This is a genomic window from Dactylosporangium sp. NBC_01737, assembly GCF_035963215.1.
In the GTDB taxonomy this organism is placed as follows: domain Bacteria; phylum Actinomycetota; class Actinomycetes; order Mycobacteriales; family Micromonosporaceae; genus Dactylosporangium.
Map to the genome: position 1 here is coordinate 9,289,451 of NZ_CP109153.1, position 17,795 is coordinate 9,307,245.

A 17,795-nucleotide genomic window follows, 5' to 3' on the forward strand; every position below is an offset into this window, starting at 1 on the left:
CCGACGCTCAACGTGTGGCGGCGCGGCGCAGGCGGTCGCAGGCGGCCAGGGCCTGGTGCAGCGCGTGCTCGACGCCCCTGAGGTCGTGCCGGTCCAGCGCGTGGCGGCCCTGTGCGAGGCACGCGGCGAGCAGCCGGGTCTCGCCGCGTGGTGCCGGTGCCCGCGTGGCGCCGCCGTGCAGGCGGGTGATGGCGCCGCTGCGGGCCAGGTTCGCCAGGTCGCGCTGGGTGGTGGCGAGGGAGGCGCCGGTCGCCTCCCGGATGTCGGTGATCGTCACGTACTCCCGCTCGGCCAGCAGGTCGATGATCCGCTGATGCCGCACGGACGGCAGCATGGAGGTGGGCATGGCGTCACGAGATGGGGTACAGCTGGCCGCCGGTGTCCGCGGCGGCCGCAGGGCCGAAGTCGACGTCGCGGCCGTCGAGGCTGAAGCGGTACCGGCCGAGCCGGCGGATCGCCGGGGTGGCCTCGAGGTAGTCGCGGAGATCCTCGAGCTCGGCGGGGGTCAGCCAGCTGGGCGGGTCGGAGACGGCGCGGAAGCGGCAGATGTCGGCGAGGTCGCGCAGCCACCGCAGCTGCTGCGGGGTGAGCAGGTTGAGCTTGCTGCGGAAGTAGATGACGTCCGGGTCGACCTCGACCAGCGGCGACTGCCACAGCCGGTGCAGGCTGTTGACGACGGCGTTGCGGGCGGTGGCGTCGGACGGGTCGACCGAGGCGTAGTTGTCCCACATCGGGGCGACGTCGGGGCCGCTGCGCAGGCCGTCGAGCAGGCCGAGGGACGGCAGCAGCATCGCGCCCGAGCCGAGCAGGTAGACGTCGTCGCCGGCGGTCTCCCGGATGACCCGCAGCCCTTCCCGGTAGAGCTCCTCGCGGCGGCGATCGGAGGCGGCGCCGGGGACGGGCGAGGCACCGGCGTTGATGAAGTCGAGCTTGAGGTAGCGGAACCCCCACTCGTGCACGACGGTCCGGATCAGCGCGGCGACGTGGTCGCGGGCGTCGGCGCGAGCCAGGTCCAGCGCGTAGTACGGGCCGCCCCAGTTGTACCCGGCGACGACCGGCTGCCCGTCCGGGCCGCGCAGCAGCAGCTCCGGCCGCTCGGTGGCGGTGCGGGAGTGCGGCAGCGCGATGAACGGGGCGAGCCACAGCCCCGGGGTGAACCCGGCGTCGCTGATGCGGTCCGCGAGGCTGCGCATGCCGCTGGGGAACTTGGCGTTGGGCTGCCAGTCGCCGACCTGCTCCTCCCAGCCGTCGTCGATCTGCACGACGTCGAAGGGCAGCCCGGTGAGGTCGGCGATGTCCTTGGTCAGCTGGGTCTCGGTGATGTTCTCGTAGTAGGCGTACCAGCTGCACCAGACGTTGCCGGCGCGGCGGGTGCCGGCGCCGAAGCGCGCCGCGAGCTGGTCGGTGTAGGCGCCGAACACGTCCTCCTCGGCGCCGTAGGCGAGGAACCAGTCGGCGCCGGCGGCGGCGTACCAGCCGGTGAGCGTGTCGTGGTCGGCGACCAGCCGCGGGGTGTCCAGCCCGAGCGCACCCAGCAGGAGCGTCCGGCCGTCGGGGCCCTCCAGGGCGGCGACGGCGGAGGAGTGGTGCCGGGCCGGGTCGTCGAAGGTGGGGTCGTCGGCGGTGACGAGCCGTTGCGGGTTCGGCACGCGCAGGGGAGGTTGGCTCAGCCGCCGCCAGCCGCAGGGGCTCCACGAGTTGTGTCCGTGCCGGTAGAACGACGCGTCGCCGAGTCCGTGCAGGATCGCGATCCGGCCCGGGGGCAGCACGACGCCGCCGGGGACGGGGCGTGGTGTGCCGTGGGCGGAGTGCTGGAGGGCGAAGTGGTGTCCGCCGACCTCCACGAGCTGTGCCATGGTTCTCCTTTGCGGGTGCGGTGCGGCGGGGCGCCTCATACACGCCCCGCCGCGGTCAATAACCGGGGAACGGCTACTTGAACAGGCCGTTGACCTGGTCGTTGGCCTTCTTCAGGGCGTCGGCCGGGGCGGCCTGGCCCAGCGCCACGGACTGGATGGCGTCCTGCACGATCTGGCTGACCTCGTTGCCGTGGTCGGTGATCGGCAGGAAGAAGGTGCCGCCGGACGCGGCCGCCTGGTCCGTGAAGGCCTGCACGTTGCGGCCGGCGGCCTTGTGGGCGGCGAGGGCCTTGTCGGTGCCGGACTTGACGGCCGGGAAGACGACGGCCTTGTCGCCGACGATGTCCTGGCAGGCGGAGGAGCCGAGGAACTTGACCCACGACCACGCCTGGTCGGGGTGCTTGGTGCCGGCGTAGATCGCGTCGGAGAGGCCGTTGATGGCGGTCTTGCGCCCGGACGGGCCGGTGGGCAGCTGCGCGAAGGCGTACTGCTGCTTGGCGCCGGTGCCGAGGTAGGTGCCGATGGTCCAGGAGCCGACGATGGTGAACGCGGCCTGCCCGGCGTCCATCGTGGCGTCACGGCCGATGGTCGACTGCTTGTCGAACTTCGGGGCGTAGCCCTTGTCGATCAGGTGCTTGAACCAGCCGATGGTCTCCGCGAGCTTCGGGTCGTCGTACTTGTACTTGGTGCCCCAGGGGTTCTTGTCCAGGTAGCTGAAGCCGTTGGCGACGGCGAGGTCGCCCCAGCCGTTCTGGCCCTGCGAGCCGTCCGCCCACTCGGGCAGGAAGCCGTAGACCTTCACGGTGTTCTTGTCGAAGGCGGGGTCGAGGCCGTTGCGGCCCTGGGCGTCGACGGTGGCCTTGGCGATGGCCTGCTCGAAGCTGCCGCCGTCACCGGGGTTCCAGGTGAGCTTGTCCAGGCCGGCGGCGTCGGTGACGAGCTTGGTGTTGTAGACCAGGGCCATGGTGTCCCAGTCCTTCGGCAGCCCGTAACGCTTGCCGTCCTTGACGAACAGGTCGGCGAGGCCGGCCTGGTACTGCCCGAGGTCGACCTTGTCGCGGTCGATGAACGGCTGGATGTCCAGGATCTGGTTGCTGGTGACGAACTGCGGATAGTAGGACGCGTGGTCGGTCCACACGTCCGGCGCGCTGCCGCTGGCGAGCTGGGTGGTGAGGTTCTGCCAGTACTGCTGCCACGCGGTCTGCGTGAACTTGATGGTGGTGTCGGGGTTGGCCTTGCTGAACTCGTCGGCGCAGGCCTGGTAGGCGGGCAGCTGCTTGTCGTCCCACAGCCAGTAGTTGAGGGTGACCTTGCCGCCGTCGTCGCCGGAGTCGGAGGAACAGGCGGCGAGCGACAGGGTGGCGGGCAAGGCGAGCGCCGCGGCGGTCAGCGCAGCCGCCGTGCGGAGTCGTTTGTTCACGGGGGTTCCCTTTCGCAACATAAGGGGTGTCATTTGATGCCGGTGAAGTTCAACGACTGCACCAGCCGCTTACCGAGGAAGATCAGCAACAGCAGGACGGGCAGGACGGACAGGGTGGAGGCGGCCATGAGGCCGGTCCAGTCCGGCTGGGTGTTGGGTGACTGCTGCAGGAACACGCCGAGGGCCACGGTGAGCACCCGGTTGTCCTCCCCGCGGCCGACGAGCAGCGGCCACAGGTAGTCCTTCCACGCCCACACGGAGGTGGTGAGCGCGATGGTGATGAGCGGGCCGCGGCTCATCGGCAGGATGACCCGCCAGAAGATGCCCCAACGGCTCGCGCCGTCGATGATGGCGGCCTCTTCGACCTCGGCCGGCACCGAGAGGAAGAACTGCCGCAGGAAGAACACGGCGAACGGGGTCATCAGCAGCGACGGCGCGACCATGCCGGCGAAGGTGTCGATGGCGTCGAGGCTGCGCACGAGGGCGAAGTTGGGCAGCAGGGTGAAGATGGGCGGCACCATGAGCGCCGCGATGACGGCGCCGAAGAGCAGGTCCCGGCCGGGGAAGCGCAGGCGGGCGAAGGCGTAGCCGGCCATGGCGCAGCAGAAGGTCTGCACGCCGGCGATGAGGCCGCTGTAGATGACGGAGTTGAGCGTGTACCGCAGGAAGTTGATCTTCGCGCCGGAGCCGCCGGCGTCGCGGGCGGCCTGTTCGTCGACGAGGCCGAGGATCCTCCAGAAATTGATCATGGTCGGGTGCTGCGGCACCAGGCCGGAGCTGTCGGAGTAGATGTCCGCGGCGGGGGTGAGCGCCGTGCGGATCATCCAGTAGAACGGCAGGATCGTGACGACGAGGAACACGATGAGGACGGTCCAGGCCAGCAGCCGGCCCGGCCGCAGACGGCGGGTCATCAGGTGAGGTCCGATCGCGAGGCGCGCAGCAGCCACATCTGCACGGCGGTGAGCAGGCCGAGGATCAGCACGAGCGCCATCGCGACGGCCGAGGCGTAGCCCATGTGGAAGTACGTGAAGGCCTGCTGGTAGATGTAGTAGTAGATGACCCTGGTGGCGCCGACCGGCACGACCTTGTCGGTGACGGCGACGGTGTCGAAGATCTGGAACGAGCCGATCAGCGACACGACGAGCACCAGGGCGAGGATCGGGCGCAGCAGCGGCAGCGTGATCCGCCGGAACATGCGCAGTTCGCCGGCGCCGTCCAGGGCGGCACTCTCGTAGAGGTGCGGCGGGATCTGCAGCATGCCCGCGTAGAGCAGCAGCGCGGTGTATCCGGTGTAGGCCCAGGTGTTGATGAGCGCGATGGACGGCAGCGCCAGGTCCGGCGACCGCAGGAAGCCCTGCGGCTCCAGGCCCACCGCGGACACCAGATGGTTGACGAAACCGAGGTTGGCGTCCAGCAGCCACATCCACAGCAGGCCGACGGTCACGTTGGGCACCAGCCAGGGCAGCAGCATGGTGGCCCGCAGCACGACCGAACGGGTCAGCCGGTGCATGAGCGCGGCCACGCCGAGCCCGAGCAGCGTCTGCGTGCCGATGTTGACGACCACGTAGTAGGCGGTGATGCGCAGCGACTTCCAGAACTGCGCGTCGGTCGCGAGCTTCTCGTAGTTGTCGGCGCCGACGTACGACGGGGTGTTGAGCAGGCTGTAGTCGGTGACGGAGTACCAGACGCCGCGGACCGTCGGGTACAGGTAGAACACGGCGAAACCGACCAGCACCGGCGCGAGGAACAGCCAGGCGACCCGCCGGTCGTCGCGGTGACGGCGCGGCCCCCCACCGGCCGGGCGGGCCCGGTGCCGGCGGGGCGGTCACCGCCAGGGAGTTACGCATCGTCACGATCCGAGCCTCGATTCGTCCATCGAAAATCTTCGAGTTTTGCGTCTTGCGGCGAGGGGTGGGCGGCCGTTAATAATGATGAAGCTCAGGGAAACTTTGTCAACACCTCCTCGTATCAATTCGAGGTACGGGGACCGCACACCCCACGTCCCGGAGGCTCATCCATGCGTACCGCCCTGCGGCGGCGAGGCATCGCGTTCGCCGCCGCACTCTGCACGGCCGCCGCTACGGCCGTGCTCGCCGTGGCCCCGCCCAGTGCCGCGGCCCCGGCCGGCCCGCCGGCCAGACCGGCGCCGCCCGCCACCCCGAGCCCGTCGCTGACCGACCATCCGCTCACCGCCGCCCCGAGCCCGCTCGACAACCCGCTCAAGGGCTTCGCCCGGTTCTACTTCCCGGGCGACAACCAGAACTCCGGCTATCCGCGGTCGCTCGCGTGGAGCTACTTCGGCCTGTCCGAGGTGATGACCAACGCCGCGAACTGCGGCAGCTACGACTGGTCGATCGTGGAGTCCGCGCTCAACGAGATCGCCTCCTACGGCAACCAGGCGGCGATCCGCTTCTTCATGGAGTACCCGGGCGGCACCGGCAGCCACCCCGGCAACTCCATCCCGCACTGCCTCGACGGGCACGTCACGTACCGCAACAACACCTTCTGGGGCACCGTGTCCCCGGACTACGACAGCCCGTACCTGCTCAGCGCGGTGTCGAACTTCATCGCCGCATTCGGCGCCCGCTACGACGGCGACCCGCGCATCGGGTTCATCAACCTCGGCATCGTCGGCCTGTGGGGCGAGTGGCACACCTGGCCGTTCGACACCGACACCGCCGACGGCTACCCGAACCTCATGCCGACCGACGCCCACGGCGCGCAGATCATCCAGGCGTTCGACGCGGCGTTCAACACGACCAAGCTGGAGATCCGCTACCCGGACTCCGCCGGCGGCGCCGCCAACACCCGCGACATCGGCTACCACGACGACTCCTTCTGCTACAAGGAGGGCTCGCCGCTCGCCGGCGTCACCCTGCCGCAGTCGCTCGGCGGCGCGAGCTACTCGCAGCTGCAACGCGCGATCACCATGGGCGTCGAGAACAAGTGGATCACCAGTTCGATGGGCGGCGAGGTCCGTCCGGAGATTCAGAGCTCCGCGTTCTCCTCATGGCCCGGCGGCTCGGGCCAGGTCGACAACATGAAGGCCTGCATCGAGCTCGAGCACACCACCTGGAAGATCAACCAGACCAGCCAGAGCTACTCCCCCACGGACGCCAACGTCGCCGCCGCGGTCCGGCTCATGGGCTACGACCTGACCGCCACCCACGCCTACTTCGCGAACACCGTGACCGGCAGCAGCGCCACCGTCGGCGTCACGCTCGTCAACAACGGCGTCGCCCCGTTCTACTACCCGTGGACGATGACGCTCGGGCTGAAGAACTCCGCCGGCACGGTCGTCAAGACCTGGGACACTCCCTGGGACCTGCGCACCGTGCAGCCGCTGAAGATCCGGGCGTTCCCCGACTGGGGCGTCGGCGCCGACCCGACCTACCGCGACTTCGGCTACCCGCAGTACTTCCAGTCGAACGTCAGCCTCACCGGCGTGGCGACCGGCTCCTACCAGCTGGTCCTGCGGGTCAGGAACCCCCTCGAAGCGCTCAGCCCGGCCGCGAAGAAGCTGCGCTTCGGCAACGCCACCCAGAACGCCGACGGATGGCTCGGCCTCGGCGGCATCGGCGTCGGTACCGGCGGCGGCACCGACACGACGCCGCCGTCCGTCCCGGCCGGGCTGGCGTCACCGGCGAAGACGGCCGCTAGCGTGTCGCTGACCTGGAGCGCGTCCACCGACAACGTCGGCGTCACCGGCTACCGCGTCCTGCGCGGCGGCACCCAGGTCGCCACCACGGCGGGCACGTCCTACACCGACAGCGGCCTGTCCGCGTCGACCGCCTACACGTACACCGTGCAGGCCTATGACGCCGCCGGCAACACCTCGGCCGCGTCCGGCCCGCTGACCGTCACCACCAACGCCAGCGGCGGCGGGGGTGGCGGCGGCATCGGCCTGGACGACTTCGACGGCAATCCCGCCTACCCGTCGGCGGCCAAGAACGACCTGGCCAAGTGGACCGGCGGCAACTGCTTCGGAAACGGCGGCGGCAACGGCGTCGTCTCCGGCGGTGCGCTGACGTTGCAGTACAACAACTGCGGCTGGTTCGGCAGCGACGTGGCCACCGACGTGTCCGCGTACACCTACCTCGTCGTGCGGATCAAAGGCAACGCCGGCGGCGAGCAGACCCACTTCAACCTGAGCCTCGGCGGCACCACCAAGGTGTTCGGCGACTACACCCTCGACGGCGGCGCACACCCCGTCATCACCACCACCTACCAGGACATCAAGATCCCCATGGCCGCCAACGGCATCAGCCGCACCAGCCCGGCCCAGCTCGCCATGGGCTTCTGGTTCGGCGGCAACAGCAGCATCTCCATCGACCACTTCTCCTTCACCAACTGACCCATCGTGCCGGCGCCGTCCACAGTGGACGGCGCCGGTCGCTGCAAAGGAGAACGATGACCCTCACCCTCCGCAGGATCGCCGCCGCCATGGCGGTCCTCACCCTTGCCCTGACGGGCGCCTCCGGCGCCGCCCACGCCGACCCGCCGACCACGACCGCCACCTACACCGGCGACCTCGGCACCGTCTTCACCAACCCCGAGCGCGGCTTCCACAACCGGTACGAGATCATCGACGACCCGGCCGTCAACGACTACGCCAGCAACACCATCCCCGGCTTCAACCCCGACCAGCTCGACCGCACCTTCGCCCGCGCCCGGGCGAACGGCAACACGCTCATCCACAGCTACCTGCACCTCGACAAGTACCAGACCGCCGACCTGCCACCGGCGCTGCTGACGAACCTCGGGACCGGCCTGGCCGCCGTCCGCACGCAGGGAATGAAGCTCGTGCTGCGGGTCGTCTACGTCTGGGACGGCTACTCCGCCGTCACCGAGCCGCAGATGGAGCGGCACATCGACCAGCTCGCGCCGGTCCTGGCCGCCAACGCCGACGTGATCCTGCACCTGGAGGCCGGGTTCTTCGGTGCCTGGGGCGAGTGGCACTCCAGCCCGTACACCGCCTCGTCCGAGGAGAGCCAGGCGCCCGTGCGGTACCGCCTGGTCAAGAAGCTGCTCAGCAGCACCCCGGCGACGATGCCGATCGCCATCCGCTACCCCATCTTCAACTACGAGTTCGCGCAGCGCACCACGCCACCGGCAGGCTGCCCGCTGCCGGACAACTGCCTCATGACCACCCAGGACCGCGACCGGCTCGGCTTCCACGACGACTGCTTCCTCGCCGACACCGCCGACATGGGCACCTACGACCAGAACTCGTGGCTCGGCTGGTTCGACGTGTCGGTCAAGAAGCAGTGGGTGTACGACATGGCGACCACCACCGGCGGCAACAAGATGATCGGCGGTGAGACCTGCAACGCCAGCGGCGCCAACGACGCCGCCGGGGTCAACGCCCAGTACGAGCTGTCCCACCAGCACTGGACCGAGATCAACGAGGACTACGCGCCGGTCAACACCGACATCTGGAAGGCCGCGCACCTCGCCCCGTCCGGCAGCGACCCGGCCGAGACGCTGTTCACCCGCATCGAACGCAAGCTCGGCTACCGGCTGCGCCTGCAGGACGCCACCTACACGGCGCAGGCGACGGCGGGCGGCCCGTTCACGTTCGCCGCGCACCTGTCCAACGACGGCTACGCCGGCATCGTCAAGCCCCGTCCCGTGTTCCTGGTCTTCGACAACGGCACGTCCCGTTACAACGTGCAGCTCAACGGCGTCGACCCGCGCACGTGGCGGCCCGGCGCCGTCACCGTCCCCACCCAGACGGTCACCCTGCCGGCGATGACGGCCGGCACGTACAAGCTCGCGCTGTGGCTGCCCGACCAGGCCACCGGGCTGCGCGCCAACCCCGCCTACTCGGTCCGCCTCGCCAACACCGGCACCTGGGACGCAGCCAAGGGCTACAACATCCTGGCGAACGCCGTCGCCGTCGGCTCCTGCACCGCCGACTGCGTCGCGCCCACCCCGCCGACGCTGACCGCGACCGGCGTCACCGGCACCTCCGTCGCACTGGCCTGGAGCGGCGCGACCGACAACGTCGCGGTCACCGGCTACCAGGTCCGCCGCGACGGCACGGTCGTCGCCACGGTGACCGGCACATCGTACACCGACACCGCCGTGCCGACGGGATCGCACGCCTACACGGTGACGGCCCGCGACGCCGCCGGGAACACGTCGGCGGCCAGCAACACCGTCACCGTCGGCGTCGGCTGCACCGACTGCACGGCACCGTCGGCACCCACCGGGCTGGCCGTCACGGCGACGACACCGACGTCGATCGCGCTGTCGTGGAGCCCCGCAACCGACAACGTCGGCGTCACCGGATACCTGGTGTTCCGCAACGGTACGCAGGTCGCCGCGCCCGCCGGTACCTCGTACACCGATACGGGCCTGGCCGGCGGCTCGTACACGTACACCGTGCGGGCCCGCGACGCGGCGGGCAACCTGTCCCCCGCCTCGGCACCGCTGACCGCCGCGACGGCCACCCCGCCGCCGGTCGGCCTGGTCCTCGACGACTTCGACGGCACCCCGGCCTACCCGTCGGCGGCGAAGAACGACCTGGGCCGCTGGACCGGCGGCAACTGCTTCGGAAACGGCGGCGGCAACGGCGTCGTCTCCGGCGGGGCCCTGGCGTTGCAGTACAACAACTGCGGCTGGTTCGGCAGCGACGTCGGCACGGACGTGTCCGCGTACACCTACCTCGTCGTGCGCATCAAGGGTGGCGCGGGCGGCGAACAGTCCCACTTCAACCTCAGCGTCGGCGGGGCCAGCAAGGTCTTCGGCGACTACACCCTCGACGGCGGCGGGCACCCCGCCCTGACCACGGCGTTCCAGGACGTCCGGATCCCACTGGTCGCCAACGGCATCAGCCGCACCAGCCCCGCTCAGCTCGCCATGGGCTTCTGGTACGGCGGCAACAGCACCGTCACCATCGACAGCATCTCCTTCCAGTAGCCGGTCCGGCCCGCACCGGTCGCCACGGCCGGTGCGGGCCGCCGCCGGTGGCATAAGCTCAGCACGGACACCGACACGAACAGGAGATCGATCATGAGGACATCCGGCGGTTGCCCCGGTTCCCTGGCCATCTCCCCCGCCGGAAAGGCGCCCCGTGTTCGGTCCGTTCGAAAATCCCGTCAACCCGTTCCCGGCCGCCGATGAGCGGCCCCTGCCCGGCGACGTCCGCCGGTTCGTCGTCGAGGTCTTCCGGCCGCTCCGGCCGGTCGTAGTCGCGGCGGTCGCCACCACGGTCCTGTGCGCGGCGATCGAGGTGTGGCTCGTCGGCTATGCCGGCCGCCTGGTCGACACGCTCGCCGCCGGCCGGCCGGGCACGCGGTGACCCAGGACAGCCTGCGCGAGCAGATCTCGATGGTCGCGCAGGAGGCCACCCTGCTGCACCGCTCGATCCGGGAGAACATCGCCGGTCCGGACGGCGCCGACGACACGCGGATCGGGGCCGCGCTGCGCCGGGCGTCCGCGGACGGGTTCGTCGCCGCGCTGCGGGACACGGCCGGCCGCGCCGGACTGGACGCCCACGTCGGCGAGCGCGGCGTGCGCCTGTCCGGTGGCCAGCGGCAGCGCATCGCCCTGGCCCGCGCGTTCTACCGGGACGCCCCGATCCTGGTCATGGACGAGGCGACCTCGGCGCTGGACTCCGAGGCGGAGGCCGCCATCCACGACACCCTCAGCGAGGTGATGACCGGACGTACCGTGATCGCGATCGCCCACCGGCTGTCCACCATCGCCCACCTGGACCGGATCGTGGTCCTCGACGCCGGCCGGATCGCCGAGGAAGGCACGCACGACGGGCTGGTGGAGCGCGGCGGGCTCTACGCGCAGCTGTGGTCGCGGCAGTCCGGCGGGTTTCTCGGCACCGCCGTGGGACCGCCCGCCCCGCCGCGCTGAGCGTTCACAGGCTCACCACGGTGCCGGTGGTCCTGGCCCGTTCGGCGGCCCACACCACGCGGTGCGACGCCAGGCTCGTCGCCATGTCGGAGCTCAGGCGGGCCGGGTCGCGCTCGGCGACGGCGGCGAGGAACGCCGCGACCAGACCCTCGTCGCCGCCGTCGTGGCCCGCGCCGGCGTGACCGCCGGCACCGTGCGTGTCGACGGTCTCGGTGAGCCCGGTGCGGAAGTCGGTGACCCGCAGCAGCCGGCCGTCGCCGTCGATGCTGCCGTGGGTGCCGAACAGCCGCGTCTGCCGGCGCTGCATGGGCGTGAACGCCGTCATCGTGAACGTGGCGGTGACGCCGGTGTCGTACTGCAGCGCCACCACCTGGTGGTCGACGACGTCGTTGTCGCAGTCGTAGACGCAGCGGCCGTAGGGGCCGTCCCGCAGGGCCTCCAGCACCGCCTCCCGGGTCCCCTGCCCGGTCACCGCGTTCAGCGGCCAGTCCTCGCCGTCGTCCAGGCAGCGGGTGTACAGCCGAACCGCCGAATACGGGCAGGCCGCCTCGACCGCGCAGTCCACGCAGCGGTCCGCCGCGCGGGCCGGGCGGTGCTCGGGGCGGAAATGGGCCAGGCCGCCGAAGGACGCCACCGACCGCGGGGTCGCGCCGATGAGGTACGCCAGCCAGTCGAGGTCGTGGCAGGACTTGGTCAGCAGCATCGGCCCCGAGTCGGCCTCCCGGCGCCAGTTGCCGCGCACGAACGAGTGCGCCTGATGCCACCAGCCGACCGGCTCCAGGTGCTGGACGCTGACCAGGGCACCGATCCGGCCCGCGTCGAGCAGCGCCTTCAACGCCCGGGTGTAGTCGGTGTACCGCAGCACGTGGCACACCGCACCGATCACCCCGGCCTCATGGACGGCGGCCGCGATCCGCCGCGCCTCGGGCTCCGTCGGCGCCATCGGCTTCTCCAGCAGCAGGTGGTACCCGAGCCCGGCGAGTGCCACGGCCGGCTCGACGTGCAGCCGGTCCTGGGTCGCGACCACGGCCACGTCTGCGAGCCGCCCGGCGTCCGCGAGCCCCCGCCAGTCCGTGAAGACCGACGCGGGCCGGTGCGCCTCGGTGAACGCCGCCCGCCGCGCGGGGTCGGGTTCCGCGACCGCGACGACCCTGCCCGCCCCGGTCGTCTCGGCCAGCCGGGCGTACGTCTGACCGCGCAGACCCGCGCCGACCACCGCAATCGTGACGGGCTTGCGATTCCCGAGGTACTTTGTAAACTCCATAGCAATATTGGTGGGGCACTCGCCATCGCACGTCAAGGGGCGTAACTGTGACAGATCAGGTCATCTCGGGGACCGACCTGACGCGTCTGCGTGAGCTCAACTCGCTCACGATCGTCAGCGCCCTGCGGGACCAGCCGCCGGCCACCGTCACCGAGCTGGCGAAACTGACCGGCCTGTCGCGCCCCGCCGTCGACGTGATCGCGCAGGGACTGGTCACCGGCGGATGGGCGACCGTCGTCGAGCCGGACGGCAGCAGCGTCGTCGGCCGCCCCGCCCGGCGGTACCGTTTCCGCGCCACCGCCGGGCACGTCATCGGCGTCGACGTCGGCGCCCACAAGGTCCTGGCGCTGCTCGCGGACCTCGACGGCAACGTCGTGCACACGGCCCGCCGGCCGGTCGCCGCGGACGCCGACCCGAGCGAGCGCCTCGCCGCCCTCGACCAGGTCCTCGTCACCTGCCTCGCCGAGTCGGGCAAGTCCAACCAGGACATCTGGGCGGTGACCGTCGGCGTCACCGGCCCGGTCGACGCCACCGGCAAGACCACCCTGTTCACGCCGCTGCCCGGCTGGCAGACCGTCGACCTCGCCGCGCACCTCAGCGACCGGTTCACCTGCCCCATCATCGTCGAGAACGACTGCAAGCTCGCCGCGCTCGCCGAACGCTGGCGCGGCGCCGCCCGCGACGCGAACGACATCGTCTTCCTCCTCGCCGGCATGCGCATGGGCGCGGGCCTCATCATCGACGGCGTCCTGCGCCGCGGCTTCGGCGGCGCCGCCGGTGAGATCGGCGCGCTGAAGGCGGTGCGCTGGCTCGCCGCGCCGTCGCACCTCGAGCGGTGCCCGGGCGTGCCGCCCACCGTCAGCCCTGACGACGCCGCCGCCTGGGTCTTCAACGCCGCCCGCGACGGCAACCGCGACGCCCTCTCGGCGGTCAGCCGCTACGTCAAGGACATCGCCGTCGGCACCGCCGCCCTGGTGCTCGCCCTCGACCCGCAGGTCGTCGTCTTCGGCGGCGGCTTCTCCCGCTCCGCCGACCTGGTCCTCGACCCGCTGCGCCGCGAGCTGCAGAAGCTGTGCCTGCGTGTCCCCGACGTGCGCGCCTCGACCCTCGGCGCGGACAGCGTCGCCCTCGGCGCGCTCCGGCTGGCCCTCAACGAGGTGGACCGCCGCCTGTTCACCGTCGGCCTCAGCGCTCCCCCGGCCGCCCCCCGCCGCGACTGAGCCGGGGTCAGCCGCCGCAGCTGCCGCACCGCTTGTCGCCCCGCCCGGCGGGTTGATCTTGGCTGGCGGGGCGTAAAGGTCCATGACGCGGGCAGCGATGGTGTTCGGCTACTCCCGGAGGGAGCGAGGACATGGTCTCTGCGGCGTTTCCGTACCAGAAGCAGCGCCGGCAGGTTCTCGGCGTCGAGATGGCGTACGTGGAGGTCGGGGAGGGTGACCCCATCGTGCTGTTGCACGGCAATCCCACCTCGTCCTATCTCTGGCGCAACGTGTTGCCGCACCTGGAGCCGCAGGGCCGCTGCATCGCCCCCGACCTGATCGGCATGGGCGATTCCGGCAAGCTGCCCGACTCCGGCCCCGGCTCGTATCGCTTCGTCGAGCACCGCCGCCACCTCGACGCCCTGCTCGATGCTCTGGGGGTGCGCGAGCGGGTCACCCTCGTCGTTCATGACTGGGGCTCGGCCCTCGGCTTCGACTGGGCCAATCGCCACCGCGAGGCCGTGCGGGGTATCGCATACATGGAGGCGATCGTTCGGTCGCAGGCCTGGGACCACTGGGACACGATGGGCAAGCGCTCGCTCCTGCAGGCGCTGCGCTCGGAGGCCGGCGAGGAGATGGTCCTGCGGGACAACATCTTCGTCGAGGAGGTGCTGCCGCAGGCCGTCCTGCGCACCCTGTCCGCCGAGGAGATGGCGCAGTACCGGCGACCGTTCGACGAGCCCGGTGAGGGGCGGCGGCCGACACTGACGTGGCCCCGGGAGATCCCCATCGAGGGCGAGCCGCCCGACGTCACCGCGATTGCCGACGCCTACGCGGACTGGCTGGCGACCAGTGAGGTGCCCAAGCTGTTCGTGAAGGCCGAGCCCGGCGCGATCCTCGCCAGCGACTGGTTGCTCGACACCGTCCGCGGGTGGCCGGCGCAGACCGAGGTGACGGTCGCCGGGATCCATTTCGTCCAGGAGGACTCGCCCGACGAGATCGGTCAGGCCATCGCCGGCTGGATGAGGACGCTGGGCTGACGGGAGCCTTCACAGCAGCGAGGTCGCGGGGACGAAGGTGTAGCCCAGCTGCTGGATGCCGTCGACCAGTTCGGGGAGGTACTGCAGGCCCAGGAACGGGTGGTAGAAGAAGCTCGCCACGTTGTCGCGTACGACCAGCTGGCGGCGCGCGGAGGCGAGCAGGTCGGCGCCGAGCCGGACCCCGTGCTGGTTGAACCGCTGGGTCGCCACGTTGCCGAGGGTCTCGGGGATGACGGGCGTGCCGTAGGCGTCGTCGACCACGTACGGGAAGAACTGGCTCACCGACCGGGTGCCGGCCGGGGCGCCGGACAGGACGCCGGAGAAGTACAGGACCTGCTCGTAGCGGGCGCGGATCCCGGGCGCCGACGCGATCGCGCGATAGTCCGCGGCGCTCGCCGTGTAGTGCGGGAACTCCCAGATGTCCGGCGGGGTCAGCCCGGCCGCCGTCCACTCCTTGCGGGCCTCGGCGAGGCGGCCGAGCGCCCACGCCGCCGAGTCGTCCGGGACCGGGCCGTCCAGCACGACCACGCCGTCGGCGTCGACGTGGGCGCGGTAGAACTCGTAGTCCTCGGCGCTGACGCCGTACGGGTTCTTCGCGCCGGCCATGCCGTGGGTGTAGCCGTGCATGAGCAGGGCGCCGCCCCGCTCGACCATGTACCGCAGGGCCTCCACGACGGCGGGCGCGCCGCTGAGCGTCTTGTGCGCGGGCACCCCGCCGGAGTAGACGCCGCCGGCATCGTCGTACACCGGGAACACCGCGACCGCGAAGGGCACGTTGCGCGCGGCCAGGTAGTCGGCGATGGTCCGCAGCTGCGCGGGGTCGGAGTGCGGGCCGACGTCCTCGATGCGCACCAGGGCCCGGTGCCGTTGCGGCGCCGCCGGGTCGAGCAGGTCGAACATGAGGTCGGCGAGGATGAGGTACCGGTCGTCGAATGTCACGTAGGTCAGCGGCACCTCGGTGAGGTACGTGAGGTGGCCGACCCGCACCGCGTACGGGGCCACGGCACCGCCGGGCAGGACGGCGTCGGCGAGCGTCGTCGCGTCCGCGCCCGCGGCGATGCCGACGCGGACCATGGCGCCGGCCGCCGGATTGCGGGTCAGTTCCGTGCCGTGATACCGGACCGCGGTGACCGCGGCCTCGTCGATCGTCGCCGACTGCAGGCCCGTGCCGCCGTACCTGCCGATCAGCTGCCAGATGTTCGCGCCCAGCCACAGCACCTGCGCGCCGCCGGCGACGTCGGCCAGGAACGCGTCGGGCAGCGGCTCGTCGTACGTCGAGCCGACGTAGATGGTCAGCCGGTGCCGCCGCGCGCTGCCGGCCGTGTACCGGGTCACCGGCAGCGCCTCCCACGCGCCGAAATGGGAGGCGAGATTGCCGGCCTGGACCGCGTACAGCTCGCCCAGGTCGCCGAACTGGCCGGTCGTGTCGTACAGGACCAGCACCCCGGACGGTGGGGGCGCCGACGACGCTCCCGACCCCGGTGCGGTCCCAGGGGCGCTGCTGCAGGCGGCGAGCACCACCACGGCGAGGACCGCGGCGCAGATCCGCCGGCACATCGTCTCCAGCCTGCCCACCGTTTCGACGGTAACGGGCGGACCGCCCCGACCTGCCGTGAATCACGGATCTCGTAGGGCCGACGCCCGAAGCCGCCAGGATCTAGGATTCATCGATGAGCGCTGACACTTCACCGCTTGCGGGCTGGCGGCGGGTGCGGCGCTTCGCGGTGCCGCGGTGGATGATCGAGGCGGCCACGTCGCGGCGGCTGGCCGGTGACTGGCGGGGCGCGTGTGCCGCCGCGAACGTCGAGGTGGACGTCGACCTGACCGCCGTCGCCCGCGACCACGGCCGTGACGTCGCCGGGGCGGTCGAGGACGACCTGCGGCACCTGGCGCCCGACCTGCTGCGGTGGCACCTGGCCCGGCTCCTGCCGGGCTCTGCCACGCTGCGCCCGCAGCCGACCCTGCTCAGCTCCCACCCCGGCGGACACCTGCAGGTCGTGCCCCGCTACCGCAACACCCCCGGACCGCTGCTGGTGCTGCGCTTCGCCGGCCCGGCCGATCTGCGCTGGGGGCTGCACGCCAACCGGGAGCGGTGGGACGCCCGCCGCACGGGCGACCTGCTGGCACGTCACGGCGGCCGGTTGCCGTTCCTGAGCTCCTCCCCGCACGGCACCGCGGAGGAGGTCATCGCTCTGCAGGACGCCGGGAAGTGGCGGGAGGCATGGCGGCTGGCCGGGTTCGCCATCGACGCCCTCGACTCGGAATCGCCGCTGCTGGAGGAGCGCATGGCCGCGACCAGGTTCGACCTGACCACGCTCGCGGCGGCGGCCCGCGAGGTCGGGCGGCCGGAGGCGCTGATCGACCTCGACGGTGAATGCCTGTGGATCGACGGTTTCCAGCGGCGGGTCCGCACCAAGGCCGACGAGCGCGCCGACATCCCTCCGGTGCTGCCCTTGGCCCGGGTCGAACGGCCCGTCGACCACGACCTGGTCCGGCTCGGCGAGGTGTCCCTGGACGAGCTGCACCCGCTGGTGGCCGCCGCAATGGTCGCCGGGCACGACACCGCGCTGGGTCCCGAGCCGATGGTCGACATGTCGCCGTTCACGGTGCGCTGCACCACCGGAAAGCACGAGATCGGACCGGGCGGGATCCCGCACCCGCCCGAGGAGATCCGGCGGGAGCAGAGCCTGTACGCACTCGGCGGGCCGCGACCGGCCGGCTGTTTCGCCGTGCACATCGGCTGGCGCGACCCGAAGGTAAAGCTGCCGGGTGTGCTGCGCCGGCGCCGTGCGGCGGTGGCCGAACTGGCCCGTTACGGCGACGGACCGGCGTTGACGGCCTGGCTGGACGCCGGCCTCGACCCGCACCTGTGCACCGAGGAGGCGCTCACCCTGCTGCACCTGATCGTCTGGCTGCCCGACCCGGCGTCGCTGCTGGCTCGGCTGCTCGCCGCCGGGCTCGACATCGACGCCCGTAACCGCAACGGGGACACGCCCCTGCGGTACGCCATCACCCAGGGCGGCACGGTCGCCGCGATCCGGGCCCTCGCCGGCGCCGGCGCCACCACCGAAGGCTGGGAGGAGGCCGCCGACAAGGCCCGCCGGCTGGCGGAGTTGCAGTTCCTGGCCACCCCGTGAAGATGCC

At 71.5% G+C, this 17,795-nt stretch carries 14 protein-coding genes; 7 read left to right on the top strand and 7 right to left on the bottom strand.

From position 1 onward, the window contains the following. Window positions 1-7 precede the first annotated feature (7 nt). From OHA72_RS42405 to OHA72_RS42425, 5 genes are all read right to left on the bottom strand, one after another. Window positions 8-346 carry a DeoR family transcriptional regulator gene (locus OHA72_RS42405; RefSeq protein WP_327001737.1) on the bottom strand — a complete coding sequence of 113 codons (339 nt, stop codon included), beginning with the start codon at window positions 344-346 and terminating at the stop codon, window positions 8-10. A 4-nt stretch (window positions 347-350) separates the two neighbouring features. Beyond that, window positions 351-1,856 carry a glycoside hydrolase family 36 protein gene (locus OHA72_RS42410; protein ID WP_327001738.1) on the bottom strand — a complete coding sequence of 502 codons (1,506 nt, stop codon included), beginning with the start codon at window positions 1,854-1,856 and terminating at the stop codon, window positions 351-353. Window positions 1,857-1,929: 73 nt separating this feature from the next. After that, the gene (locus tag OHA72_RS42415; RefSeq protein ID WP_327001739.1) at window positions 1,930-3,276 is read right to left on the bottom strand and encodes an ABC transporter substrate-binding protein; all 1,347 of its coding nucleotides are present in this window, start codon (window positions 3,274-3,276) and stop codon (window positions 1,930-1,932) included. Window positions 3,277-3,305: 29 nt separating this feature from the next. Then, the gene (locus OHA72_RS42420) at window positions 3,306-4,187 is read right to left on the bottom strand and encodes a carbohydrate ABC transporter permease (protein ID WP_327001740.1); all 882 of its coding nucleotides are present in this window, start codon (window positions 4,185-4,187) and stop codon (window positions 3,306-3,308) included. Next, window positions 4,187-5,011: a carbohydrate ABC transporter permease gene (locus OHA72_RS42425; RefSeq protein ID WP_327001741.1), complete on the bottom strand. Its 825-nt coding sequence runs from the start codon at window positions 5,009-5,011 to the stop codon at window positions 4,187-4,189. The genes OHA72_RS42420 and OHA72_RS42425 overlap by 1 nt, the downstream gene beginning before the upstream one ends. A 282-nt stretch (window positions 5,012-5,293) precedes the next feature. Between OHA72_RS42425 and OHA72_RS42430 the strand changes: the two genes are divergently transcribed. The 4 genes from OHA72_RS42430 to OHA72_RS42445 all read left to right on the top strand — a co-directional run bounded on the left by OHA72_RS42430 (window position 5,294) and on the right by OHA72_RS42445 (window position 11,148). Continuing rightward, a complete protein-coding gene (locus tag OHA72_RS42430) occupies window positions 5,294-7,630 on the top strand; it encodes a DUF4832 domain-containing protein (protein ID WP_327001742.1) in 2,337 nt (778 codons plus the stop codon). Window positions 7,631-7,686: 56 nt separating this feature from the next. Further along, a complete protein-coding gene (locus OHA72_RS42435; RefSeq protein ID WP_327001743.1) occupies window positions 7,687-10,200 on the top strand; it encodes a DUF4832 domain-containing protein in 2,514 nt (837 codons plus the stop codon). A gap of 154 nt (window positions 10,201-10,354) precedes the next feature. Further along, a complete protein-coding gene (locus OHA72_RS42440; protein ID WP_327001744.1) occupies window positions 10,355-10,582 on the top strand; it encodes a hypothetical protein in 228 nt (75 codons plus the stop codon). Further along, window positions 10,579-11,148: an ATP-binding cassette domain-containing protein gene (locus OHA72_RS42445; RefSeq protein WP_327001745.1), complete on the top strand. Its 570-nt coding sequence runs from the start codon at window positions 10,579-10,581 to the stop codon at window positions 11,146-11,148. The genes OHA72_RS42440 and OHA72_RS42445 overlap by 4 nt, the downstream gene beginning before the upstream one ends. 4 nt (window positions 11,149-11,152) lie before the next feature. Here the strand turns inward: OHA72_RS42445 and OHA72_RS42450 are convergent, their stop codons facing one another. After that, window positions 11,153-12,412, bottom strand: a complete 1,260-nt coding sequence (locus OHA72_RS42450; protein WP_327001746.1) for a Gfo/Idh/MocA family protein — start codon at window positions 12,410-12,412, stop codon at window positions 11,153-11,155. Window positions 12,413-12,459: 47 nt separating this feature from the next. Here OHA72_RS42450 and OHA72_RS42455 point away from each other — a divergent pair, with 47 nt between their 5' ends. Both OHA72_RS42455 and OHA72_RS42460 read left to right on the top strand, forming a co-directional pair. After that, window positions 12,460-13,632 carry an ROK family transcriptional regulator gene (locus OHA72_RS42455; protein WP_327001747.1) on the top strand — a complete coding sequence of 391 codons (1,173 nt, stop codon included), beginning with the start codon at window positions 12,460-12,462 and terminating at the stop codon, window positions 13,630-13,632. Window positions 13,633-13,763: 131 nt separating this feature from the next. Next, complete coding sequence (locus tag OHA72_RS42460; protein ID WP_327001748.1) at window positions 13,764-14,651, top strand: haloalkane dehalogenase; 888 nt, start codon at window positions 13,764-13,766, stop codon at window positions 14,649-14,651. Window positions 14,652-14,660: 9 nt separating this feature from the next. On the opposite strand, the gene OHA72_RS42465 is transcribed toward OHA72_RS42460, so the two are convergent. After that, window positions 14,661-16,226: a DUF2334 domain-containing protein gene (locus OHA72_RS42465; protein WP_327001749.1), complete on the bottom strand. Its 1,566-nt coding sequence runs from the start codon at window positions 16,224-16,226 to the stop codon at window positions 14,661-14,663. Window positions 16,227-16,321: 95 nt separating this feature from the next. Between OHA72_RS42465 and OHA72_RS42470 the strand changes: the two genes are divergently transcribed. Then, a complete protein-coding gene (locus tag OHA72_RS42470) occupies window positions 16,322-17,788 on the top strand; it encodes an ankyrin repeat domain-containing protein (RefSeq protein WP_327001750.1) in 1,467 nt (488 codons plus the stop codon). The last annotated feature ends 7 nt before the right edge of the window (window positions 17,789-17,795 follow it).